Origin of the sequence: Winslowiella toletana (assembly GCF_017875465.1) — a bacterium.
Taxonomy (GTDB): domain Bacteria; phylum Pseudomonadota; class Gammaproteobacteria; order Enterobacterales; family Enterobacteriaceae; genus Erwinia; species Erwinia toletana.
Genome location: NZ_JAGGMQ010000001.1, coordinates 1,495,618 through 1,519,931, shown reverse-complemented (window position 1 = coordinate 1,519,931; position 24,314 = coordinate 1,495,618). Strand labels below are relative to the sequence as shown.

At 53.3% G+C, this 24,314-nt stretch carries 26 protein-coding genes; 11 read left to right on the top strand and 15 right to left on the bottom strand.

All coding sequences use genetic code 11. The features are described from left to right. Positions 1–326: 326 nt before the first annotated feature. From J2125_RS07090 to J2125_RS07070, 5 genes are all read left to right on the top strand, one after another. Positions 327–1,799 carry an MOP flippase family protein gene (locus tag J2125_RS07090; RefSeq protein ID WP_017803471.1) on the top strand — a complete coding sequence of 491 codons (1,473 nt, stop codon included), beginning with the start codon at positions 327–329 and terminating at the stop codon, positions 1,797–1,799. After that, complete coding sequence (locus J2125_RS07085) at positions 1,796–2,722, top strand: glycosyltransferase family 2 protein (protein ID WP_071590561.1); 927 nt, start codon at positions 1,796–1,798, stop codon at positions 2,720–2,722. Before J2125_RS07090 ends, J2125_RS07085 begins: the two co-directional genes overlap by 4 nt. 25 nt (positions 2,723–2,747) lie before the next feature. After that, positions 2,748–3,584: a glycosyltransferase gene (locus tag J2125_RS07080; RefSeq protein WP_017803473.1), complete on the top strand. Its 837-nt coding sequence runs from the start codon at positions 2,748–2,750 to the stop codon at positions 3,582–3,584. A gap of 28 nt (positions 3,585–3,612) precedes the next feature. Next, positions 3,613–3,891, top strand: coding sequence for a type V toxin-antitoxin system endoribonuclease antitoxin GhoS (locus J2125_RS07075; protein WP_017803474.1), 279 nt, complete (start codon positions 3,613–3,615; stop codon positions 3,889–3,891). 528 nt (positions 3,892–4,419) lie between these two features. Next, positions 4,420–6,561, top strand: coding sequence for an ornithine decarboxylase (locus J2125_RS07070; RefSeq protein WP_017803475.1), 2,142 nt, complete (start codon positions 4,420–4,422; stop codon positions 6,559–6,561). A 107-nt stretch (positions 6,562–6,668) separates the two neighbouring features. Here the strand turns inward: J2125_RS07070 and J2125_RS07065 are convergent, their stop codons facing one another. Next, complete coding sequence (locus tag J2125_RS07065; RefSeq protein ID WP_017803476.1) at positions 6,669–7,295, bottom strand: TetR/AcrR family transcriptional regulator; 627 nt, start codon at positions 7,293–7,295, stop codon at positions 6,669–6,671. Between the two features lie 292 nt (positions 7,296–7,587). Here J2125_RS07065 and J2125_RS07060 point away from each other — a divergent pair, with 292 nt between their 5' ends. Continuing rightward, positions 7,588–8,808, top strand: coding sequence for a Tm-1-like ATP-binding domain-containing protein (locus tag J2125_RS07060; RefSeq protein ID WP_017803477.1), 1,221 nt, complete (start codon positions 7,588–7,590; stop codon positions 8,806–8,808). Positions 8,809–8,810: 2 nt separating this feature from the next. Then, the gene (locus J2125_RS07055; RefSeq protein ID WP_017803478.1) at positions 8,811–9,641 is read left to right on the top strand and encodes a phosphoenolpyruvate hydrolase family protein; all 831 of its coding nucleotides are present in this window, start codon (positions 8,811–8,813) and stop codon (positions 9,639–9,641) included. Positions 9,642–9,785: 144 nt separating this feature from the next. Here the strand turns inward: J2125_RS07055 and mltC are convergent, their stop codons facing one another. The 3 genes from mltC to mutY are packed head-to-tail and all read right to left on the bottom strand — an operon-like array spanning position 9,786 to position 12,276. Further along, positions 9,786–10,865: a membrane-bound lytic murein transglycosylase MltC gene (gene mltC / locus J2125_RS07050; RefSeq protein ID WP_017803479.1), complete on the bottom strand. Its 1,080-nt coding sequence runs from the start codon at positions 10,863–10,865 to the stop codon at positions 9,786–9,788. Between the two features lie 50 nt (positions 10,866–10,915). Next, the gene (locus J2125_RS07045) at positions 10,916–11,188 is read right to left on the bottom strand and encodes an oxidative damage protection protein (protein WP_017803480.1); all 273 of its coding nucleotides are present in this window, start codon (positions 11,186–11,188) and stop codon (positions 10,916–10,918) included. After that, the gene (gene mutY, locus J2125_RS07040; RefSeq protein ID WP_017803481.1) at positions 11,188–12,276 is read right to left on the bottom strand and encodes an A/G-specific adenine glycosylase; all 1,089 of its coding nucleotides are present in this window, start codon (positions 12,274–12,276) and stop codon (positions 11,188–11,190) included. Before mutY ends, J2125_RS07045 begins: the two co-directional genes overlap by 1 nt. A 155-nt stretch (positions 12,277–12,431) precedes the next feature. Here mutY and trmB point away from each other — a divergent pair, with 155 nt between their 5' ends. The 3 genes from trmB to J2125_RS07025 all read left to right on the top strand — a co-directional run bounded on the left by trmB (position 12,432) and on the right by J2125_RS07025 (position 14,284). Further along, positions 12,432–13,151: a tRNA (guanosine(46)-N7)-methyltransferase TrmB gene (trmB, locus tag J2125_RS07035; RefSeq protein WP_017803482.1), complete on the top strand. Its 720-nt coding sequence runs from the start codon at positions 12,432–12,434 to the stop codon at positions 13,149–13,151. After that, positions 13,151–13,477, top strand: coding sequence for a YggL family protein (locus J2125_RS07030; RefSeq protein ID WP_017803483.1), 327 nt, complete (start codon positions 13,151–13,153; stop codon positions 13,475–13,477). The genes trmB and J2125_RS07030 overlap by 1 nt, the downstream gene beginning before the upstream one ends. 93 nt (positions 13,478–13,570) lie before the next feature. Next, positions 13,571–14,284: a YggN family protein gene (locus J2125_RS07025; protein ID WP_017803484.1), complete on the top strand. Its 714-nt coding sequence runs from the start codon at positions 13,571–13,573 to the stop codon at positions 14,282–14,284. A 46-nt stretch (positions 14,285–14,330) separates the two neighbouring features. Here J2125_RS07025 and hemW read toward each other — a convergent pair whose 3' ends face one another. Genes hemW through J2125_RS07005 form a run of 4 tightly spaced genes read right to left on the bottom strand, consistent with a single transcriptional unit; the run spans position 14,331 to position 17,360 of the window. Next, positions 14,331–15,467, bottom strand: coding sequence for a radical SAM family heme chaperone HemW (gene hemW / locus J2125_RS07020; protein WP_017803485.1), 1,137 nt, complete (start codon positions 15,465–15,467; stop codon positions 14,331–14,333). Continuing rightward, positions 15,460–16,053, bottom strand: coding sequence for an XTP/dITP diphosphatase (locus J2125_RS07015; RefSeq protein ID WP_017803486.1), 594 nt, complete (start codon positions 16,051–16,053; stop codon positions 15,460–15,462). Before J2125_RS07015 ends, hemW begins: the two co-directional genes overlap by 8 nt. A gap of 33 nt (positions 16,054–16,086) precedes the next feature. Then, positions 16,087–16,638, bottom strand: coding sequence for a YggT family protein (locus J2125_RS07010; RefSeq protein WP_017803487.1), 552 nt, complete (start codon positions 16,636–16,638; stop codon positions 16,087–16,089). Between the two features lie 8 nt (positions 16,639–16,646). Then, the gene (locus J2125_RS07005; RefSeq protein ID WP_017803488.1) at positions 16,647–17,360 is read right to left on the bottom strand and encodes a YggS family pyridoxal phosphate-dependent enzyme; all 714 of its coding nucleotides are present in this window, start codon (positions 17,358–17,360) and stop codon (positions 16,647–16,649) included. Between the two features lie 16 nt (positions 17,361–17,376). On the opposite strand from J2125_RS07005, the gene J2125_RS07000 reads away from it, so the two are divergent. Continuing rightward, positions 17,377–18,438, top strand: a complete 1,062-nt coding sequence (locus tag J2125_RS07000) for a type IV pilus twitching motility protein PilT (RefSeq protein ID WP_017803489.1) — start codon at positions 17,377–17,379, stop codon at positions 18,436–18,438. Here J2125_RS07000 and ruvX read toward each other — a convergent pair. The 7 genes from ruvX to J2125_RS06965 all read right to left on the bottom strand — a co-directional run bounded on the left by ruvX (position 18,407) and on the right by J2125_RS06965 (position 24,192). Continuing rightward, entirely contained in the window at positions 18,407–18,823 is a 417-nt protein-coding gene (gene ruvX, locus J2125_RS06995; protein WP_017803490.1) for a Holliday junction resolvase RuvX, read from the bottom strand. The two genes, J2125_RS07000 and ruvX, sit on opposite strands and share 32 nt — an antisense overlap. Further along, a complete protein-coding gene (locus J2125_RS06990) occupies positions 18,823–19,386 on the bottom strand; it encodes a YqgE/AlgH family protein (RefSeq protein ID WP_017803491.1) in 564 nt (187 codons plus the stop codon). The genes ruvX and J2125_RS06990 overlap by 1 nt, the downstream gene beginning before the upstream one ends. 93 nt (positions 19,387–19,479) lie before the next feature. Then, positions 19,480–20,424 (bottom strand): glutathione synthase, encoded by a 945-nt coding sequence (gene gshB / locus J2125_RS06985; protein WP_017803492.1) that lies wholly within the window; start codon positions 20,422–20,424, stop codon positions 19,480–19,482. Positions 20,425–20,562: 138 nt separating this feature from the next. After that, entirely contained in the window at positions 20,563–21,294 is a 732-nt protein-coding gene (gene rsmE, locus J2125_RS06980; protein WP_017803493.1) for a 16S rRNA (uracil(1498)-N(3))-methyltransferase, read from the bottom strand. Between the two features lie 75 nt (positions 21,295–21,369). Further along, positions 21,370–22,083: a deoxyribonuclease I gene (gene endA / locus J2125_RS06975; RefSeq protein ID WP_017803494.1), complete on the bottom strand. Its 714-nt coding sequence runs from the start codon at positions 22,081–22,083 to the stop codon at positions 21,370–21,372. 120 nt (positions 22,084–22,203) lie between these two features. Beyond that, positions 22,204–22,716, bottom strand: a complete 513-nt coding sequence (locus tag J2125_RS06970) for a SprT family zinc-dependent metalloprotease (RefSeq protein ID WP_026112047.1) — start codon at positions 22,714–22,716, stop codon at positions 22,204–22,206. A 78-nt stretch (positions 22,717–22,794) separates the two neighbouring features. Further along, on the bottom strand, positions 22,795–24,192 hold the full coding sequence (locus tag J2125_RS06965) for a sugar porter family MFS transporter (RefSeq protein WP_026112048.1): 1,398 nt from the start codon (positions 24,190–24,192) through the stop codon (positions 22,795–22,797). Between the last annotated feature and the right edge of the window lie 122 nt (positions 24,193–24,314).

Here is a 24,314-nt window from a genome sequence, read left to right as displayed (position 1 = left end):
TTATATCATTACTAAAACACAGAAGTGTTTTCTGGAATTAAGCTCCAGCTAATAGCAAAGTTAACCAATAAAATTTAAATTAAAACAGACTTAAATCATAATTCCCTATAGCTATTTTAAGATTAATGCATTTAATCATTTGTCCTAAAAAATAACCCCTGTATTGATTCGCATTAAAAATATGCTGATATTGGCGTAAGAGGGAAAGTCTGTCACCACCTTTTAATATCATTTTTAACTATGCTTTGCAGTTTAACGCCTGCTACTGATTTGGCTGGTATAACGGCTTCGCTTGCCCATTGTTTGACCACCAACCAGGATTTATTATGTCATTAAGAAATAAAACACTTAGTGCAGTAAAATGGAATCTGCTTGCCACCCTGATTACCACATCATTGGGTATCATATTACTGTGGGCGCTTTCTCACTTATTAACCACTCAGCAGTATGGCGTGGTCAGCGCCGCATTGATTGTCAGTACATTTTGCATGATGTTAATTGATTTTGGTATTTCCAATTCCATTATCCGCAGCCGATCGTTGCAGGCGGATGAGTTATCATCGTTGTATGTGGTTAATGTGGTGCTGGGTGTGGTTATCTGCGTAGTGATCCTGCTGTTAAGTTCGCAGATTACGGCTTTATTTAAAGCAGACGCAATGCTAACCAGCCAGATTCGCCTGATGGCGTTGGGCTTTATTATTCTCTCATTTGGCCTGCAGCCACGGGCGTTACTGACCCGTGAGATGCAGTTCCGCCCGCTGGCGCAAATTAACATCGCCGCGACGATCACCAACTTTATTGTCGCCATTAGTCTGGCCTTGATTTACCACACCAGCTGGTGCATCGCGCTGGCCTTTCTGGTCAGTTCAATGGTGAATGCCGTCGCATCGGGCTGGGCTGCACGGCCATTAATGGCCTGGCAGTTCCGCTTTCGTATCGGTGCGATTAACAACCATCTGCATTACGGCACACAACTGGTGATGGATTCGTTGATTAATCAGATCAGTATTAATACCTATCCGGTGCTGATGTCCCGGTTAATCAGTATTACCGCGATTGGCGGTTATAGTATCGCATACAGTATCAGTATCGCCTTATTTGAAAAGTTAAACCCGGTACTGTCACACGCCTTGTTTCCCGCTTTTTCCCAGATTGGTCATAATGCGTCGCGGCTGAAAGAGACTTTTTTAAAAGTGACGACCTTTAGCGCGCTGGTTAATTTCCCGTTATTAACCGGTATGTTGCTGATCGCCGATCCATTGGTAAAGGTATTTTTTGCCGATAAATGGCATTTTATTATTCCGGTAATCCAGTTGCTTTGTATTGTCGGCGCAGTGCGATCGATTGATACCGCGGTGATTGCGGTACTGCTGGTGAAGGCCAAAATGTATCTCAATGTACGGTTTGGCATTGTTAAATTACTGGCTGGCATCCCGCTGACCTGGTTTATGGGCACCACCTTTGGTCTGCCGGGCATTGTCTGCTCATTCCTGATTATTCAGGTTGTTAATACCTCGCTTGGCTATTTTTTACTGCTACGCCCCTGTATTGGCAATATCGGCGTGGCATATTTCCGTGCGATTAGCGTGCCGGTACTGCATGTTATGCCGATGCTGGTGATATGCAGCCTGATAAATCAGCAAGCCGCTGCACTGCGGCACAGTGAACTACTGGCGCTAACCATTTTTACCGGCGTCATGGTTTATACCCTGACCATTCTGTTATCCCCCAGCCAGAGCGTACGCGAGTTTCGCCAGCTCGCCATCCAGGCGGTAATGATAAAGAGGGCGGTAACATGAGGTTATCCATCGTTATCCCCTGTTATAACTGTGCTGGCACTATCCTCTCGTTGCTGGAATCTCTCTGGCGGCAGCGTGACCCTCTGCTGGAAGTGATTCTGATTAATGATGGATCAAGCGATGCCAGCGAGCGCGTGATTAAAAGCTTTATCGCCAGGCATCAGCAGGGAAACTTTAATTTATATACCACCGCTAACGCCGGTGCGGCGGCGGCGCGCACCCGGGGAATGATGCTGGCCTGCGGAGAATATCTGTTTTTTTGCGACGCTGATGATGCTGTCGCGCCGGACTTTGTGATTACCGTGCTGGAGCAGATTGCTCAGCAGCCTGATCTGCTCTATTTCAGTTCGGTGAGGGTGTATGGCAAGGGGGCGCAGCAGCGGATCAGCGACAAAATATGCTTTGCTGAAGACCGGGTATGGTCTGACGCCGATGGTTTTTTGCGCTGGTTGCTGGATCGCAAAGCCTATACCGCGGCGGTGTGGACCTATGTATTCCGCCGCAGGCTGGCGCAGGAGAGTGATGCCTGTTTTACGCCGCGTAAGTCCCATGAAGATCATCTGTTTACTTTGCGCCTGATTGCCCATGCGGCGAAAATTATAGTGATCAGCAAAAGATTATATTTCCAGTATATCACCGAGGGTTCCCTGACCAATTCGGTTAAAGATGGACAATATATTGATGACCGCTTATCCGCTTTCCAGGAAGCGCGGAAAGATATGGTGCAAAAATTCAGCCAGCAGGCGGTGGCGCTCTATGCTGAATGGTCAGTACGATCGTTAATTAGCCTCTGTTTCAGTAATCCGCTGGCGATGATTGACTCACTATTAGTACAACGAAATTTATATCTGTTTATCTGGCGCGATCGCAGTCATGTATCACGGACGGTTAAGAAAATGATGTATCAACGATTTTTACGTTAGCTTATCAATCAGGGCGGAAAGCATAATGTATAACCTAAACTTAACCACGACACGCGGTCGGCTGGATTTATGTTCAGCCACAGTGTGGTCGTTGATACATCAGACGTTTACGCCAGACACTATTATTATCTGGGTCTCGCGTGAGCCTTATATGTCTGATGAAGGTATTAATGAATATCCAGGCTGGCTGCCGGAAATTAACCGGATTAAAAATATCGTCAAAATCGTCCATGTAAGAAACACAGGGCCTTATCGAAAAATTATTCCGGCGCTGCGTGCAGCAGAACTTGATGATGTGCTTATTTACGCCGATGATGATGTTATCTATGGCAGCATGTGGCTGGAAACCTTGCTGAAATCTTACCATCAGCATCAGGGTAAACATGTCATCGCCGCGCGGATTCGGGTAAAGAGTAAAAATGTGCTGGGATTTGATAAAAGCTACAATCATTATAAGATTTGCGCGACGCCGACCAATTTCACCGCTAACTTTATTATCACCGGTGTCGGGGGGTGTGTGATTGCCCGTCGGCATGTTCGTCGCGAATTACTTAATATTGATGCTTTTATTGAAGTAGCGCCTAAAACTGACGATTTGTGGATTAGCAAAATTATCGAATTATCGGGTACTACGGTAACCTGTTCTCCCGAGGCAATGGATCATGTGCTGGAAATTAACCACAGCAATAATGCACTCAGTCATAGCAATACGATCATTTCACTACAACATACCCTGATAAATAAAATCGTCAGAAAAATATATTATATAATGATGGGTTATTTTGGTTTTGCGATATCGAATAATGATACTGCCATGAAAAAAATTAACGCTTTTTTTAAACTGCGCAAAGCCAGACTTTAATCGCTGCTATTAAAAAAAGGATATTACAATGGCTAATTTTACTGTTCGTATAGAACTGAATCAGGCCACCTATGACGATCTTGAACGGATGCACGATCTGCTGCTGGCGGCGGGCTATTCCAATTTAATTGAAGATGTCTCAGGTGCGCGCTTTTATTTGCCGCTGAAAGAGTATGTGCTTACCAGTAACAGTTCGGCGCAGCAGGTACTTAAGCAGGTCGAGTGGATTGCCGCATCGGTGCGGCCCGATCCGAAAATCCTCGTAACGGAGGCGGTTTCCCGCTGCTGGCGGTTAGCTGAACGGTAAATCTGCCTGGATCGGAAACTGACTGGAATTTGCATAACTAACGGATTAATAAACATTTATATTGCGTTTATTTGATAACTATCATTATTAATCAAAGAGTTAGTGGTTTGTCGTTTTTGGGATTTAATTCACTTTAGCGGGTTGTGTCTGAAAAAAAATAATGCCATTATTGCGCAAATTTTGCAGCCATATCATCACCATTCATTTGAGGTCGCCGCCATGAACGGTTCAATGCTGAAAAAGAGCACTTGTTCCCGCCATCTTCGGATGTCGCACTACGCGCGATCGTCACACTGCAACACCCCATCGATACACTCTCTCACCATGCGGTGAGGCCGTCTGTGCTTGCTGTTGGACATGAGTAAAAACAGACGCGATCTGATTTTACTGATGTCTATCGGTTATAGCTGAAGCCAATTCTGCTTAGTCGAACGCTGACATATTACGTCAGGAATGGCCTCCGGCTGGAGCCTGTTCCTGGGATGTGCCTATGGCACCCCTCATCCTTGACCGGCAGGGATTTGAGCTATGACAACACTGAAAATTGCCGCCAGCGCCGCCATTGCGCCGAACCTCCACACCACCCGCGACATCGTTGCGCTGGATAGTACCGATTTTACCGATGTGGCGGCGGTGGTCGTCTCCGTTGCGGATTCCCGCAGCGGCATGCTGGCGTTGCTGCGCCACACCGGTTTTAATCTGCCGGTGTTTATCGCGCTGGACGGCGCAGAGCAGCGTCAGGCGCTGCCGGAAGTCACCGGTTTACTGACCGGCGACGCTGAGTCTGCCGCGCGACTGGAAGCTGCCGCCGCGCAATATGAAGCCGCGCTGCTGCCACCGTTTTTCGATACGCTGACCAAATACGTCGCGATGGGGAACAGCACCTTCGCCTGTCCCGGTCATCAGGGCGGGGCGTTCTTTAAAAAGCATCCGGCCGGACGTCAGTTTTTTGATTTCTTTGGCGAGAATGTGTTTCGCGCTGATATGTGCAATGCCGACGTTAAGCTTGGCGATCTGCTGATTCATGAAGGCTCCGCCAAACATGCGCAGAAATTTGCCGCCAAGGTATTTAACGCCGATAAAACCTATTTTGTGCTGAACGGCACGTCCAGCGCCAACAAAGTGGTGACTAACGCCCTGCTGACGCGTGGTGATCTGGTGCTGTTTGACCGTAATAACCATAAATCCAATCACCATGGCGCACTGATCCAGGCGGGCGCGACGCCGGTCTATCTGGAAACCGCGCGCAATCCGTTTGGTTTTATTGGCGGTATTGATGCGCACTGTTTTGACGAGCGCTATCTGCGCCAGCAGATCAAAGAAGTCGCGCCGGAACGCGCTGCGGAAGCTCGTCCGTTCCGTCTGGCGGTGATCCAGCTCGGCACCTATGACGGCACGGTGTATAACGCCCGTCAGGTGGTTGACCGTATCGGCCATCTCTGCGACTACATTCTGTTTGATTCGGCATGGGTTGGCTACGAGCAGTTTATTCCGGTTATGGAAGCCTGTTCGCCGCTGTTACTCGATCTTAAACCCGAAGATCCAGGTATTTTTGTTACTCAGTCGGTGCATAAACAGCAGGCCGGTTTCTCGCAGACTTCACAGATTCACAAAAAAGATAACCATATTCGCGGTCAGCAGCGTTTTTGCAGCCATAAACGCCTGAACAATGCCTTTATGTTGCACGCCTCAACCAGTCCGTTCTATCCGCTGTTCGCCGCGCTCGACGTCAATGCCAAAATACACCAGGGCGCGGCGGGGCGTCGTTTGTGGCATGAGTGCGTTACGCTCGGTATTGATGCGCGTAAAGCGATTCTGACGCACTGCGAGATGATTCAGCCGTTTCTGCCGGACAGCGTCGACGGCAAGCCGTGGCAGGATGCGCCGACGGAAACTATCGCCAGCGATGCGCGCTACTTCAGCTTTGCGCCGAAGGCAAAATGGCACGGCTTCGACGGCTACGCACGCGATCAATATATTATCGATCCGTGCAAGCTGCTGCTGACCACGCCGGGCATTGATGCGGCCACTGGCGAATATGCTTCATTTGGTATTCCGGCCACCATCCTCGCCAGCTATCTGCGTGAGAATGGCGTGGTGCCGGAGAAGTGCGATCTTAACTCGATTCTGTTCCTGCTGACGCCAGCGGAAAGCGCCGATAAAATGGCGCATCTGGTGGCGAAACTGGTGCAGTTTGAGCAGCATGTGAAAGATGATGCCTTGCTGTGTGATGTGCTGCCAACGGTGTATCGCAAAAACGCTGCGCGTTATCAGGGTTACACCCTGCGCCGTCTGTGTCAGGAGATGCACGATCTCTATGTCAGCTACGGGGTGAAAGATCTGCAGAAAGCGATGTTCCGTCAGGAGAGTCTGCCGAAAGTGGCGATGAATCCGCAGGATGCCAATATCGAATTTATTCGCGGCAACGTCGAGCTGGTGCCGATCGCCAAAGCCGAAGGGCGTATCGCCGCGGAAGGCGCGCTGCCTTATCCTCCGGGCGTGTTGTGCGTGGTGCCTGGCGAAGTGTGGGGCGGCGCGGTGCAGCGCTATTTCCTCGCGCTGGAAGAGGGAATTAACCTGCTGCCAGGTTTTTCACCGGAGCTGCAGGGTGTTTACGCCGAAGCCGATGAGCGCGGTGTGAAGCGTTTGTGCGGTTATGTGATGGCGTAAAACGCTGCTGCATAAATCTGTAGGGGAGCCGTTATCGGCTCCCGTCTGGCTGACAGACAAAAACACCCGCCAGCAATACGGGCGGCGTTAACGCCGCCTCTACAGTTTTACGAGCCGGTATTGCAGGGCGATAACGCCTCCGCATCTTCCCGCGCCTGACGCACAATGGCTTTCGCCATCCATTTCGCCACATCCTGCAACTCAGCGTTATCACAGCCCCAGATATCCTTCATAACCAGAAAAATCTCTGAGCCATACACCAGCGATAGCGCATGCAGTACGCGTTGCATCAGTTCCGGCGGCAGCTCGCTGGCCAGCGGCTCCACCACCTTCTGCAGTAACTGTTTACGGTTGCCGCGCACCAGTCGCTCTTTGATCGGAATCGCATCCTGTGACTGCGATTGCGCCCACTGGGTCAGCGACAGATGCAATGCCGCGCGCAGCGTGCCTTCATGCTGCAACATTCGCGGAAAGGCGAAGGTCATCAATTCATCAATGCGCGCACTGGCTTCTTTCTGACTTGGCTGCCAGCTATTCATCGGACTCAGGGTTTCGCCGACAATCGCGGTCACCAGTGCGCTTTGCGTTGGGAAGTAACGATAGGCAGTAGCACGCGACAGCTGCGCTGCCTGAGCAACTTCACTGATCGAGGGAAACGCGCCTCCATCAAACAGTTGCATGGCAGTATTGATCAGCAGGCGGCGCGTTCGTGCGCGAGTAGATGTCATCGACATAGCTTCTTGGTTTTCCTTTTGAACCACAATAACCTCTGTATAAATGTGCCTGATTTCAGTTACTTAATGGATGCTGGCAATGATAAACTGTGCCCTGTCCTGTACTGATAGCGTTTCAGGCTCGGTGTAATAATGAATGAGACTACAGTTTCATTCTATTGATTTATCAATTAAATGGGTGGTACTGTAATCCCGGCTGAAAGTGACAGTTTCTATCACAAAGGATATTGTGGTTTTTATTTCAGGTTTATCAACTCTTTATTAACATAAATAACAGGATTGAGCCAAAGAAATGAAAGAGAGTACCGGCTACATCTACGCCGTGGCAACGGCAGATACTAAAGGAAAGGAACTGTATTTCGTTCGCGATCTGATTGCTGCCTGTGGCGCGAAAGTGGTTACAGTTGATCTGTCCACTCAGACACTTAGCAGCGACTCAGCGGCCGATTTTAGCGCCGAAACCGTGGCGGATTTCCACCCGCAGGGCAGGGCCGCAGTGTTCTGTGGCGACCGTGGCCGTGCGATTAACGCCATGGCTGACGCATTTGATATTTTCCTTAGTCAGCGTGAGGATATTGCCGGCATTATTGGTCTTGGCGGCTCCGGCGGCACGGCGCTGATTACGCCAGCGATGCAGGCATTGCCGGTGGGTATTCCTAAAGTGATGGTGTCGACTATGGCTTCCGGCGATATTTCCGGTTACGTCGGCGCCAGCGATATCAGCATGCTCTATTCGGTAACCGATGTTTCCGGCCTTAATCGCATTTCGCGCCAGGTACTGGGCAATGCGGCGCATCAGATTGCCGGGGCGGTACTGTTTCAGGTTGAACCTGACGCCAGTGATAAACCGGCGCTGGGGCTCACCATGTTTGGCGTCACCACCCCCTGTATTCAGGCGGTGAGTCAGGCGCTGGAAGGGGATTATGACTGCCTGGTGTTTCACGCGACCGGTAGCGGCGGTAAGGCGATGGAGAAACTGGCGGACAGCGGAATGCTGGCTGGTGTCCTCGATCTGACTACCACCGAGGTGTGTGATTTACTGTCTGGTGGCGTACTGGCCTGTGGCGAAGATCGTTTTGACGCCATTGCCCGTTCGGCGGCGCCTTGTGTTATCTCCTGTGGCGCGCTGGATATGGTTAATTTTGGCCATCCGTCGACGATACCCGCCAGATATGCCGACCGGCTGTTCTACCACCACAACGCGCAGGTTACCCTGATGCGCACCACGCCTGAAGAGAATGTGGCGATGGCGAAGTGGATCGCGGCCAAACTTAATCGCTGTCAAGGCGAGGTGCGCTTTCTGATCCCACAGGGTGGGTTCTCGGCGCTGGATGCGCACGATCAGCCGTTCTGGTCGCCGCAGGCGAATCAGGCGTTTATCAGCACGCTGGAGGCGGAACTGTTACAGACTGACCAGCGCAAAATTCATTATCTGCCTTACAACATCAACGATCGGTTGTTTGCAGAAGCAGCGGTGGCGGCGTTTCGCGCCCTCGTAGCCCGGGAGAAATAGTTATGGCTGGATTTACGCGCCAGGAGTTACTGGCCAGATTTCAGGCAATGATCGCGCGCCGTGAACCGATTATCGGCGGCGGCGCAGGCACTGGCCTGTCGGCAAAATGCGAAGAAGCGGGTGGGATCGATTTGATTGTGATCTACAACTCCGGACGCTATCGCATGGCGGGACGCGGTTCGCTGGCTGGTCTGCTGGCGTATGGCAACGCCAACGAGATTGTGGTCGATATGGCGAAAGAGGTGTTGCCGGTGGTGAAGCGCACCCCGGTACTGGCGGGCGTTAACGGCACCGACCCCTTTTGCCAGTTCGACCGCTTTCTTGACGAACTTAAAGCGCTGGGTTTTTCCGGCGTGCAGAACTTTCCAACGGTTGGCCTGATTGACGGCAACTTCCGCGCCAATCTGGAAGAGACCGGTATGGGCTATGCGCTGGAAGTGGAGATGATCCGCCTGGCGCATCAGAAAGATATGCTGACCACGCCGTATGTGTTTAGCCAGCAGGATGCGGTGGCGATGACCGAAGCCGGTGCAGATATTATCGTGCCGCATATGGGACTGACTACCGGCGGCAATATCGGCGCTGAAACCGCACTGAAATTAAAAGATTGTGTACCGCTGATTAACCAGTGGGCGCAGGCCGCTAAAGCGGTGCGTGAGGACGTGATTGTACTTTGTCATGGCGGCCCGATTTCAACGCCGCAAGACGCGCAATATATTCTCGATAACTGCCCGCTTTGCGATGGTTTCTACGGCGCCAGCTCGATGGAGCGTCTGCCGACAGAAGTGGCATTGACGGATACCACCAGGCAGTTTAAAAAGATTAATCGCTAACAAGCATGCGGGCGGCGAGAACGCCGCCCGCGCCAGGAATTTGCACCAGCTACCCATTTCTACATCACTTTGATGCCAACACCAGGGGAATTTTCCCGTAAGCAAAACGGCGAGCTAATGCTCGCCGTTTTTATTGCTGCGCTATCAGTAAAAACGATAGGCTTTCTGCGCCTTACTGACTTTCACCAGATAACGACGTGATTCCGCCGACGGGTGGTCGTTGGCCAGGGTCTGATAGACATCCCCCGACGACATTCCGTTAATCTTACTGAAAGCGCTGTTCTTATCGCTGGAGAAGGTGCGCAATACGCTGCCCGCGCCACCGTTATAAGCGGTAATCACCGCATAACGACGTGAAGTCGGGTCGGAAATACCGGACAGATAGCTGCCCTGCAAAATCGACAGGTAAGCCGTACCGGCATCAATATTGTTTTCCGGATCGAACAGATAGCTGCGGCTCGGTTTGCCCCATTTTCCTTTCAGACGGAACACATCGACACCTGCGGTATGCTGCACCACCTGCATCAGGCCCAGCGCATCCGCATGGCTGACCGCATAGGGGTTGAAGCTTGATTCAATCTGCATAATCGCCAGAATCAGCGACTGATCGACGCCATATTTCTCCGCCGCTTTGCGTACCATTGGCAGATATTTATGCGCACGTTTATCCAGATGGTTTGGCACCATCGGAATGGTAACCGACCAGATCACATGCAGACCGGAGTTGCGGCGTTGCAGCTTATTCTGAATCAGATAATCAGCAAAGCTGGCGGCGCGACCCTGCCAGCGGATCGGCTGGCCGGTGTTATCCAGCACCTGACCGTACAGCAGCGGCTCTTTACTGATCTGAATATCGTTGGCGTCAGAGTAGAGATCGACATTGCCCGGATCTTCACCGATCAGCAGGGTGGTGATAATCGCCTGGCGCAGGCTGGCTGTCGGATTGGTGCCGGCAATGGTTTCAATGGTAATGCTGCCCGAATCAAAGTTGATATGGCTGCGGGTATAGTACTGATCGCTGTATTTGACGTAGTCCTTCGGACCGGCGATCAAAACCTCATTGATACCCCAAATATTCTCAATGTTATGGGCAAACTGACCCATCAAAATATCAAAACCGTTGGTGTCCTTTACCCATTCTTCGTGGAATGCATCTTTTTTATTACTTGAGCAGGAGATCAACAGCGGTGCTAACAGTAGCAAGGCAATAAATTTTTTTTTCATTTTGACAATGTTTAGCCCAAAAAATGGGGCCTGCGACAGGCCCTGATTCGTTATTCTTCTGGCGGGGTATAGCCTTCGATATGCACATCTTTGCCTTCGAACAGGAATTTCACCATCTCCTGTTCCAGCTGTTTGCGATCGTCGGGGTTCATCATGCTGAGCTTTTTCTCATTGATCAACATGGTCTGCTTGGTCATCCACTGCGACCAGGCCTCTTTAGAAATGTCGTTATAGATGCGTTTGCCCAGTTCGCCCGGATAGAGCTGGAAGTCCTGTCCCTCGGCATCGCGTTGCAGAAACGTGCAAAAAATTGTGCGGCTCATTACTCTTCCTCTTGTGTCGCGCGTGTATTCAGCGTCATTTGCTGTGGTTGCCGTAATTCATGCAGCAGCCGCTCAACCGGAGCGGCCAGTCCCACAGACGGCGGCTGCGCTAAGTTATACCAGAGACCCGCGCCTTCATCCATGGCTCCACGTGCAGAAGGCAGTTCCAGCCACATTGGCACGATATCCAGATGAAAATGGCTGAAAGTGTGGCGGAAGGCTACCATCTGGCTTAACTGGCTGCCATCAATCGCGCGGCTGGTTAACCACTGTTGCAGTTCTGGCAGGGTGGTAAATTGCGGGAAGCAATACAGGCCGCCCCACAGGCCGACAGGCGGGCGCTGTTCCAGCCAGACGCCGCTGCCACGCTGCATCAGTAAAAACCAGCCGGTGCGTTCTGGCAGCGTCTGTTTCGGCTTCTTGCCCGGGTACTGCGCCCAGCTGCTGTTGGCATATGCCACACAACCGAGGTTTACCGGGCAGATCTCGCATTTTGGTTTTGATCGGGTGCAGACCATCGCGCCCAGATCCATCATCGCCTGATTAAACTGGCTGACGCCAGCGGCTGGCGTCACCTGCTCGCTGATATCCCATAACTGCTTTTCGACATCTTTCTTGCCCGGCCAGCCATCAATGGCGTAGCAGCGCGCCAGCACACGTTTAACGTTGCCATCCAGAATCGGATAGTGCTGACCCAGCGCCAGCGACAGGATTGCGCCTGCCGTTGAGCGGCCGACGCCCGGCAGGTCGGCGACCGCTTCGAAGGTCTGCGGGAATTTTCCGCCATGCAGCTCCACAACCTGTTTTGCCGCTTTGTGCAGATTGCGCGCACGGGCGTAGTAGCCGAGACCGGTCCACAGATGCAGCACTTCATCCAGCGGCGCTGCCGCCAGATCGGTCACCGTCGGGAATCGCGCCATAAAGCGCTCAAAGTAGGGGATCACCGTAGCAACCTGGGTTTGCTGCAGCATCACTTCCGAGAGCCATACTTTGTAAGGCGTTTTTTCTAACTGCCATGGCAGGGTTTTGCGACCGAAGCGCTGATACCAGTCCAGCACTTGTTGCGCGAACTGTTGCGCTTGCATCATCAGGAGGAAATTTTCCGTTATTACTCTACACTCAGGCTGGAATTGCAGCACAGACGCCGGATGCTGTAAACCGGAACTTTGTGGGGCTTGCTTCTCAGCCTTAACTTTGCATAATGCCCGCATATTCCTGAATGCGCAGATTAACAGGCAGCCACATGAAGAATGACGTCATTTCACCCGATTTTGATGAAAACGGGCGCGCGATGCGCCGTATCCGCAGTTTTGTCCGCCGTCAGGGCCGGTTAACCAAAGGCCAGCAGCTGGCGCTGGATAACTACTGGCCGGTGATGGGGGTTGAGTATCAGGCGGAGCCTGTTGACCTGGTCGGGCTGTTTGGCCGCGAAGCGCCGGTGGTGCTGGAGATCGGTTTCGGCATGGGCGCTTCGCTGGTGACGATGGCGGAAAATAATCCGCAGCAGAACTTCCTCGGTATTGAAGTGCATTCGCCGGGCGTCGGCGCTTGTCTGGCTACCGCCCATGAAGCGGGCGCCGATAACCTGCGCGTGATGTGTCATGACGCGGTGGAAGTGCTGGAGCATATGATCCCGGATAATTCGCTGCGGATGGTGCAGCTGTTCTTCCCGGATCCGTGGCACAAAGCGCGTCACAACAAACGCCGTATTGTGCAGGTGCCCTTTGCTGAGCTGGTGATGCGTAAGCTGAAGCTGGGCGGTACTTTCCATATGGCCACCGACTGGGAAGCCTATGCAGAACATATGCTGGAAGTGATGAGCAGCATTGAAGGTTACAAGAATCAGTCGGAAGAGAATAACTATGTGCCGCGTCCTGAATCGCGGCCATTGACCAAATTTGAACAGCGTGGCCAGCGTTTAGGTCACGGTGTTTGGGATCTGATGTTTGAGAGGGTTAAATAATGGCTACACAACGCAGTCGTCGTCTTCGTAAGAAAATGCATATCGATGAGTTCCAGGAACTCGGTTTCTCCGTTAACTTCACCTTCCCGGAAGGCAGCAGCGAAGAAGAGATCGATACCACCGTTGATGCACTGATTAATGAAGTGATCGAGCCGAACGGTCTGGCGTTTGATGGTAGCGGCTACCTGCAGTGGGAAGGGCTGATCTGTCTGGAGAAGATCGGCAAATGTACTGAAGAACACCAGGCGCTGGTACGCAAATGGCTGGAAGCACGCGAGCTGAAAGATGTGCGTGTTTCTGAACTGTTTGACGTTTGGTGGGACTAATTAACTGTGGGCGGCGATAACGCCGCCCCTGCATTGGATCTGCCGTAGGGGCGGCGTTATCGCCGCCCTTAATATTTTCATTCAGGAGAGTTCATGATTCGTAAAGCACTGGTTATCACACTGTTGCTGGCCGCAGGTCAGGCGCAGGCCGCTTATGAGTGTAGTGTGAAGCCACAGGATGATGTGGTCATTAAACCACAAAGTGTGCAGGTGGTTGGCGCCAGCGGCAATCTGGTGATCTCTCCTGAGGGTAATCTGCAGTTTAATGGTAAGCAGGTGGACGTGGATACCGCGACCCGCCAGAAAGCGATTGATTATCAGAATGCCCTGCGTCGCGATCTGCCATGGATCGATCAGGGCGCTACACAGCGTCTGGAAAAAGGGCGTGTGGCGCTGGATGGCGTGATTGTCGAGAAACTGGGCAGTGAAAGCCATGCGCGTTCGCGTCTGACCACTCTGAGCAGCCAGCTGAAGCAGCAGATGAACCGTATTATTGAGCATCGCAGCGACGGTCTGACCTTCCACCACCAGGCGATTGACCAGGTGCGTCAGGACGGAGAACGTCTGGCGCAGAATGCGCTGGGTGGTCTGGTGCAGGACAGTCTGAATGAGATGGGCAAAAAGCAGGCGGGCGCCAGCGATAATCCGTTACAGGCGATTATGGGCAATCTGGGCGGTTTGCAGCAGGCGGTAAAAGACGAGTGGAGCAAGCAGGAGCAGGATTTCCAGAACTTTGGTCATGAAGTCTGCAACCGCGTTACCGTGCTGGAAACGCAGCGCAAAGAGGTGTTAGCGGGCGTGAAATAATTTGTTTTGCCAGCGGGCGGCGAGAACGCCGCCCGCGTCAATATTGTCAATCCGCCAGAAACAGTTCCAGCAATGAATTAAGAAACAACTTACCTTGATGGGTGATCTGCCAGTGTTCCGGCGTTTCCGTCAGATATCCTTTCGCCAGCGCCTGATTGATTTGCGGGCGAATCACTGACTCATCTAATCCGGTATAGCGTACAAACTCCTCACGCGGCGCAGCTTCCAGCAGGCGGAAGCGGTTCATAAAGAACTCAAACGGCTTCTCACTGGCTTCCACTTCATGCTGACGGTCAAGATATTTTCCGGCCATAAAGCCACGCGGATGGCGTGTCTTGGTGGTGCGAATAATCCGCCCATCTTCCTGCGTCAGCTTGCCGTGCGCGCCACAACCAATGCCGAGGTAATCACCAAAGCGCCAGTAGTTAAGGTTATGTTCGCAGCGATAGCCAGCTTTGGCATAGGCAGAGGTTTCATACTGCTGATAACCGGCAGCGGTCAGCAGCTGGTCACCCTGTTCGAAAATATCCCACAGCGCGTCGTCATCCGGCAGTACCGGCGGGCGCGAGCTGAACAGGGTATTAGGTTCAATCGTCAGCTGATACCACGAGAGATGCGGTGGATTCAGCGCAATTGCCTTGCGCAGATCGTCCAGCGCCTCTTCCAGCGTCTGGTCCGGCAGGCCGTGCATCAAATCGAGGTTAAAACTGCGCAGGCCGAGATCGGCGGCCAGATGCGCCGCGCGCACTGCCTCTTCCGGGCCGTGAATACGTCCCAGACGCTGCAGCTTCTGCGGGTTAAAGCTCTGCACGCCAATGGAGATACGGTTGATGCCGGCACGCTGATAGCCGCTGAAGCGATCGGCTTCCACCGTCCCCGGATTGGCTTCCATGGTAATTTCCGCCCCGGGCGCCAGCGGCAGGCGCGCGCGCACGCCGTCCATCAGCAGCATCATCGCTTCACTGCTCAGCAGGCTGGGGGTGCCGCCACCGATAAAAATGGTGCCAACTTCCCGGCCGCCGGTTAACGGCAGATCGTTATCCAGATCGGCCAGCAGGTGGCGCACATACTCTTCGTGCGGCACCTCGCCCTTTAACGCATGCGAGTTGAAATCGCAGTAGGGGCACTTCTGCACACACCACGGAATATGAATATACAGGCTAAGTGGTGGACGCTCAGACATTACGCATAGCATCCAGCAGCAGCGTCAATGCTTTACCCCGATGGGAAACCGCGCGTTTCTCATCCTTAGTCAGTTCCGCGGCGGTTTTACCCAGCGCCGGAACATGGAAGATCGGATCATAACCAAAACCGCCTTCACCGGCGGCGCTGCGGGTGATTACCCCTTCCCAGCTGCCGTGAAACACCAGCGGGGTCGGATCCGCAGCGTGACGCAGATAAACCAGCACGCAGTGAAACTGTGCCTGACGACGTTCGTCCGGCACATCCTGCAGCGCCACCAGCAGTTTTTCCAGATTCTGCTGGTCGCTGGCATCTTCTCCGGCGTAACGCGCCGAATAGATCCCCGGTGCGCCACCCAGCGCATCGACCGCGAGGCCGGAGTCATCGGCAATCGCCGGTAAACCGGTGATCTGCGCCGCATGACGCGCCTTCAGAATGGCGTTTTCGATAAAGGTTAAACCGGTCTCTTCGGCAGACTCTACACCGAGATCGGTCTGCGCCACGATATCGAGGCCAAAGGCCGCCAGAAGGTCGGCCAGTTCGCGGACTTTGCCCGGGTTACCGGTTGCGAGAACAACTTTTTGCATAACAGATCCACAATCGTTGACGACAAAATAAAATTACAGCTGCGCCCAGCCAGGAATAAAATCCATACCCAGATAGTTCAGCATATACAGAATCAGAATAACCGCCATCGCCGAGAAATCGATGCCGCCCATGGCCGGGATAATTCTGCGTACCGGCGCCATCAGCGGCTCGGTCAGCTGAATCAGCACGTAATCAACCGGGTTGCGCCCCTGGCTGATCCAGCTCATCAGGGAACGGATAATAATCACCCAGAACACCAGCACACCTGCCGCTTTCACCACGGAAACCAGGCCAAAATAGAGGAAGATGGGATCAAAGATAAAGACCCGGCTCTGAATGGCGAACACCAGCGTAAACGACAGCACGCTAATCACATACGCCAGCAGCAGCGAGGCGCTGTCGAGCGGTCCAATTGATGGGATCACACGTCGCAGCGGCTTGACTACCGGTTGGGTAATTTTCACCACAAATTGGGAGAATGGGTTGTAGAAATCACATCTTGCCCACTGCATCCAGATGCGCAGTAACAACACTTTGACGTACAGGTTAAATATCGTTGTTACCAGAAAAGTCAACGTCAGCATGGGGTTCCTCAGTTATTGTTGTGAGTGGCGTGCGAGTAATCCCGCGCGCCAAAAATTGCGGTGCCAATACGCACCATGGTGCTGCCAGCCGCGATTGCGGCATCCATATCGTCGCTCATTCCCAGAGAGAGCGTATCGACGGCCGGATAGTCCTGCTTAAGCTGTTCCAGCGCGGCGGCCATCTGCTGGCACACCGCCAGCTGGCGCGCATAATCACTTTCCGGCGCCGGAATAGCCATTAAGCCGCGCAACTGCAAATGCGGCAGCTGAGCGATTTCCCGCGCCAGATCAGGTAACGCATCCAGCATGATGCCAGATTTGCTCTGTTCGTCACTGATGTTTATTTGAATCAGCACGTTTAATGGCGCCAGATGCGCAGGGCGCTGCTCGTTCAGACGCGTCGCGATGCGCAGCCGATCCACGGTATGACACCAGGCAAAGTTTTCTGCTACCAGCCGGCTCTTGTTGGATTGCAGCGGGCCGATAAAGTGCCAGACCAGCTGCGGGTAAGCGGCCAGCGCCTGAATCTTATCGACCCCTTCCTGCACATAATTCTCACCAAATGCGATTTGACCGGCGGCGACTGCTTCTTCGACCGCGCTCGCAGGTTTGGTTTTACTGACTGCAAGCAGCGTAACTTCTGCTGGATCGCGGCCGCAACGTTCGGACGCCGCTGAGATTCGCTGGCGAACTTCCTGTAGGTTTTGCTGGATTGAGATCATAGTCAGGGAGAACTTTATGGATATGGAAGAAATTGTGGCCCTTAGTGTAAAGCATAACGCCGCCGATCTGCACCTGTGCAGTGGTCATTCGCCAAAGTGGCGCTGTCAGGGACGCCTGTCAGCGATTCCCGGACAAGCAAAAATCAGTGCTGGCGCGCTGGAATCGCTGGCGATGGGCTGGCTGGACAGCAGTCAGCGCGCCTGTTTCGCATCTACCGGCCATGTCGATTTCGCGCTTACGTTAAGCTGCGGCGTTCGTCTGCGCGCCAATCTGTTTCAGCAACGCCATGGGGTGTCGCTGGCGTTGCGCCTGATCGCCAGCCACTGTCCGCCGCTGGAGACGCTGGGACTTCCTGATATTATCCCGACATTGTTACAGCAGCAGGACGGCCTGTTGCTGATCACCGGCGCCACCGGCAGCGGAAAATCTACCACGCTGGCGGCGATGATTGATCTGCTTAATCAGCAGCACGATCTGCATATCCTCACCCTTGAGGATCCGATCGAGTTTATCCATCACAGCAAGCAGTCATTGATCCAGCAGCGGGAAATTGGCCAGCACTGCAGCTCGTTTTGTGAGGGACTGCGCGCGGCGTTGCGGGAAGATCCCGATGTGATTTTACTCGGTGAGCTGCGCGACAGTGAGAGTATCCGCCTGGCGCTGACTGCGGCGGAAACCGGTCATCTGGTGCTGGCGACCTTGCATACCCGCGGTGCGTCGCAGGCTGTCGATCGGCTGGTGGATGTGTTTCCGGCGCAGGAAAAAAACCTGGTGCGCTGCCAGCTGGCGGGCAGCCTGCGGGCGGTTATTGCCCAGCGTCTGGTGCCTGGCGTTGTTGCGGGCCGGGTGGCGCTGTTTGAGGTGCTGATTAATACTCCGGCGGTGGCGAATCTGATCCGCGAAGGCAAAAACCACCAGCTGCCCGGACTGTTACAGACCGGGATGCTGGCCGGTATGCGCACCTTTGAGCAGAGCTGGCGTGAGCGTATTGCCGAAGGTGCGGTGGTGGATTGTGCCGTGGATCGCGGGCAGGGGAGTGGGCGTTTTAGTGATTCTCGAACCAGCTTTCCAGGATAATCACCGCAGAGAGTGAGTCGACGCTGCCTTTGGTCAGCGCGCGAAAACCGCCGCGGGCAAACAGATCGGCACGCGCTTCCACGGTGCTCAGGCGTTCGTCATGCAGTTCAACCTGCACCCCAAAGCGGCCATGCAGGCGGTTGGCGAACTTACGCGCTCTGGCGGTAAGCGGCTGTTCGGTGCCATCCATATTCAGCGGCAGGCCAACCACCACCCGATCGGGTTGCCACTCTTTCAGCAGACGCTCGATAGTGTTCCAGTCGGGAATGCCGTCATTGGCTTTGATTGCTGTCAGCGGGCGTGCGGTGCCGGTAAGTTGCTGGCCAACCGCCACGCCAATACTTTTGGTGCCGAAATCAAACGACAGTAGCGTCATGGTCGACATCAGGCGTGGCCTGCTTCACTGGTGATATTATGGATATCGACCCCAATGCTTTTCGCCGCTTCGCGCCAGCGTTCGGCGATGGGCGTATGGAACAGGATATTGCTGTTCGCCGGGGTGGTGAGCCACGCATTTTCCAGCAGCTCATCTTCCAGCTGATCCTTTTCCCACGCGCAGTAACCCAGCGCAACCAGCACCTGTTCGGGTTGCTCGGGAGTGCCGATCGATTCCAGCACATCGCGTGAGGTGGTGATCACCGTGTTATCGGAAACCCGGATACTGGAGGAGAACACCCTCTGCGCCGAGTGCAGAATAAAGCCGCGATCTTCCGCCAGCGGGCCGCCGGAAAATACCGGTTTATCCAGTTTGATTTCAGGATCGCGTAGCGTCGGGGAGATTTTTAGTTTTTTAAGAATCCCGTCAACCGTTAAGTTATCCATCGGTTTATTGACGATCAAACCCATGGCCCCGTCGTCATTGTGCTCGCAGATATAGACTACTGAGCGCTTAAACAAAGGGTCCTGTAATCCAGGCATCGCAATCAAAAAGTGGTGCTGTAAATTCATTGTCACTCGTTCTGTGTTTTGGTTAACAGCAACGGCGTTCGCGCACAGTACTGTTAACGGGTTAGCAGCGGGGCTTGCGCCCCGTGTAAACAATCACGCCAGACGTTTTTCAATCGCATCCATCAGCATGCCGGTAACAGAGATCGGGAACGCCGCTTCGATTTCACGCACGCAGGTTGGACTGGTGACGTTAATCTCGGTCAGCTTGTCGCCGATAATATCCAGACCGACAAAGATCAGACCTTTGGCTTTCAGCGTCGGGCCAACGCGGCGGGCAATTTCCCAGTCGCTTTCGCTTAACGGACGCGCTTCACCACGTCCACCGGCCGCCAGATTGCCACGGGTTTCGCCTGATTTCGGGATGCGCGCCAGGCAGTAAGGCACCGGCTCACCGTCCACCACTAACACGCGCTTATCGCCATCTTTAATCGCTGGCAGATAGTTTTGCGCCATACAGTAGAAATTGCCGTGTTCGGTCAGGGTCTCGATAATCACTGACAGATTCGGATCTTCCTGCTTGATGCGGAAAATCGACGCGCCACCCATGCCATCAAGTGGTTTCAGGATAATATCGCCGTGTTGCTGCCAGAATTCGCGGATCTGGTGCGCATTACGCGTCACCAGCGTATCCGGAGTCAGTTCGGCAAACCAGGCGGTAAACAGCTTCTCGTTACAGTCGCGCAGGCTCTGCGGTTTGTTAACAATGAGCGTGCCCTGCTCTTCCGCGCGCTCAAGAATATAGGTGGCATAGATAAATTCAGTATCGAACGGCGGATCTTTACGCATCAGGATCACGTTAAGATCGGCCAGCGCAATATCCTGCTCGCTGCCAAACTCGAACCATTTGTCGTAGTTCTGCTCAACGCTCAGGGTGCGGGTGCGGGCACGACCTTCACCGGCACGCAGATAGAGATCGTTCATCTCCATATAATGAATTTCGTAACCGCGGCGCTGTGCTTCCAGCAACATAGCGAAGCTGGTGTCTTTTTTAATATTGATGGAGGTAATCGGGTCCATCACAATGCCAAGCTTAATCATCTGTTCTCCTGAATTCGCCGGTATGGGCGGTATTGCTGCCGCCCGTGCTTATTATCAGCACATCTCTTTTATTTACGCTGCCGCAGCCTGACACAAAATCGTCACTGATATTATACCCATCGGGCTACAGTGAGCGCTCTAGCCAAGGTCACCAAAACGCACTTGCAAGGCAGTTATCGCCGTCAGCGCGGTGGTTTCGGTGCGCAGTACGCGCGGTCCTAACAGAATATCGGTAAAGTCATGTTGCGCGGTCATGGCGATCTCTTCCGCCGATAAGCCGCCTTCCGGGCCAATCAATAAGCGTACGCGCTCAACAGGCTGTGGCAGGGTATTAATGCTGTGCTGCGCGCGCGGATGCAGATTAAGTTTCAAACCGCTGTCGCTTTCCGCGCACCAGCTCTCCAGCGTCATCGCTGCGCGTACTTCCGGCACCGCATTACGGCCGCACTGCTCACAGGCGGCTACCGCAATTTTTTGCCACTGCTGAATCTTTTTCGCTAAGCGTTCTGCATCCAGCTTTACGCCACAGCGCTCAGAAAACAAGGGGGTAATCACATTTACCCCCAGTTCAATCGATTTCTGGATGGTGAATTCCATCTTCTCACCACGCGACATTACCTGACCCAGATGGAGATGAAGCGGTGATTCACGGCTGTCAGCGCGGCTTGAGACGATCTTAACTTTGACGTTTTTTTTATCGGCCTGAATAATCTCGGCGGCAAAAGTCAGATTACTGCCATCAAACAATTCCAGCGCCTGGCCACTGCTCATCCGCAGAACGCGGCCAATATGGTTCGCGGCATCTTCGAACAGGGCAATTTCACTGCCGACCTGCAAGCTGTCGGGATGGTAAATGCGGGGTATACGCATACTGATCCTGAATAATTAGCCGCGCGGCACAACCGCACGGCATAAAGATGAATGGCTTAGTTTAGAGGAGTGATTTTACCGCTGGCAAGCTTGCTGTACATATGGATTGTGGTTGCCCTGCACTCGGGCGATGCGTTTATCGCGTTCACACTCCCATGGCGTCACCGGATAGAGCTTGTTCCAGGCGGTCATTAACTGGCTTTGCTGCTTTGACAGTTGCAGCTGGTATTGATCGCGCATATAGAAATAAGTGCGGGCAATTGCGCCACGGGCCCGCGCCGGTGGCTCGGCCAGTTTCTGTTTAAAGTCGACTTTCATCTCGCAGCGACCATACTGTTGTGCGCCGCCTTGCCACTGACTATACATAAAGTTACCGCGGTCGCCATTCACTTCACCCACCGCCGGTTGCAGATTGTGCAGATCGGTTTCTATCTTGCGATAGAGCGGATCTTTACTGCAGTTTTTGCGGCCGCCATTCTGCCAGCACTGACGCTGATGACCAAATTGCCAGGCGGGAACCACATGTTCCCACTCGATACGTTCGGCGCGGTTGGCGCTTTTACGCACCTGATAGCCGCAGGAGGCGAGGTCAGGAACCCCTTTTTTGCCGCGCCACGCTATTTTGCAGCCGCAGTAAAAGCTGCCCGGGGCATCGGCATTAATTTGCGCGGCATAGGCTTTCGCCTGCGAGAAGTTATTCTGATGGTAGTTATCAAGGCTGAGGCTTTGCGCCGCAAACGACGTAAGCAGCAATATCAGTGCAAATGAGGGGGATATTTTACGCGACATAATCCGTTTTTTACTATTCCGAAAAACAGCGCGCAGGTTAACAGATAGCGCCATAATTGCGCATTACACCGATAGCAATCAGAGAGTTAACGTTTAATTTTTAGCCAGCATTCAGCATTTTTAAGAATTGAGGAAGTCGCCGGGTTGCAGAATATCGCCACAGCGCAGACAGCGATACTCGCTCTCACCGCGTAGTACGCGGTTGTGGCGGCGTATTGATAGCTGATGCTGCTGGCAGCTACAGCGATAGGGGAAAGCGCGGCTGCGGACGGAGTCCAGCTCAAACTGATGCGTGCGGCGTGGGGCGACCTCCAGCACGGTTGCCATCATCCATTTCCACTCTTTTCCGTGCGGCGCCACGCGGCCAAAATATTTCCATACCAGCAGATGCGCCAGTTCATGCGGGATCACTTCATCGATAAATGCCTGCTGATTTTCCAGCAGTAATATCGGATTGAGGCGGATTTCCCAGCTTTGCAGCCATGCGGTGCCAGCCGCAGTGCCGCGCTGCTGATAAACCAGCTTCGGTTCCGGATAGTCGCGCTCAAGGCGCTGGTTGGCCTGTTGCAGGTTGCTACGCAAAGCGCGCATCACAGACTGCTGTAAAGCGATGGGGAGTCGGGAAGATTTCATATCGGGAAGAATAATTCGGGCAGGGAAGGGATGCAACTGATGACGTACGGGCAGCTTGCGCCACCCGTACTGCCACGATTAATCGCGTGAACCGATTTCGCGTAGTTTTTTACCAGACAACAGGTTGCGCTCGATATGCTCCAGCGACACACCTTTAGTTTCAGGAATCAGCCACAGGGTCAGCAGAATAAAGAAGACATTCAGACCGGCATACACCCAGAAGGTGTTGGCATTCCCCAGCGTGTTCAGCATGGTCAGGAAGGTTGCTCCGACAATCATGTTGGCAATCCAGTTGGTCGCGGTTGAGACAGTGATACCAAAATCACGTCCTTTCAGCGGCTGGATCTCTGAACAGAGCACCCAAATCAGCGGTCCGGCGCTCATCGCAAAGCCGATGATAAACATCAGCAGCATGGCCACTGCAAAGTACTGTGCGCCAACACTGTGAATGCCGATATGCAGCATGGTGCCAAGAATACCCATACCTACCGCCATCACCAGGAAGCCCAGCGTCAGGGTTGGTTTGCGTCCCCAGCGATCCACCAGACCGATAGCGATAAAGGTCGCCAGTACGTTGATCAGGCCAACGATTACGGTGCCCCACATCTGCTGAGTGGTGTTGGTAAAGCCAGCAATTTCAAAGATTTTCGGCGCGTAATACATAATGACGTTCATACCGGTGAACTGTTGCATCACCTGTAACAGTACGCCAAGGAACACCGCACGACGGAAGTTACTGTTGTCTTTAAACAGACTCCAGCCAGACTGCTTTACTTTCAGGCTTTCACGAATCTCATCCAGTTCACGTTTTGCCTGTTCGCTGGTATCACGCAGGCGATCAAGCACGCGCTGGGCGTCGCGGAAGTTACCTTTCGCCGCCAGCCAGCGTGGACTGTTTGGCAGGAAGCAGACGCCAATCAGCAGCAGCAGGGCAGGAATGGTGATCACGCCCAGCATCCAGCGCCAGTTTCCGGTATAGCTGAAAGCGGTATCAGAGAGATAAGCGCCCAGAATACCGATGGTAATCATCAGCTGGTACAGCGAGATCATACTGCCGCGAATTTTCTCCGGTGCGATTTCCGAGAGATACAGCGGGGCAGTGTAGGAAGCGATACCTACCGCCAGACCCAGCAGCACGCGCGCCACAATCAGCATCTCCGGGTTCGGGGAAAAGGCTGACCACAGTGAACCGATAACAAACAGGATGGCGCCAGCCATCAGGCTTTTTTTACGGCCAAGGCTGGAGGACATCCAGCCGCTCACTACGGCGCCAACAGCGGCGCCAAACATCATTGAGCTAACGATCCACTCCTGCTGATGATTGGTGACGTCAAAATCTTTAGCGATAAAGGGCAGAGCTCCGGCAATCACGCCGATATCCAGTCCAAACAGCAGCCCTGCGAGAGCTGCAAGAAAGCAGACAAACAAGGTCATTGCCTTATTTGAAGTTCTGCTTTTATGTGTATTGCCAGGCATGTAGCCTCCACGAAGTAACTATGTTGTTTTTATCAATGTTAGAGAACCTTTAGCGGGTGAAAAGTGAGGTCGATCACACTAGTGTAATCGGTTACACTCGCCGGAACCCTGTAAACCAGCAT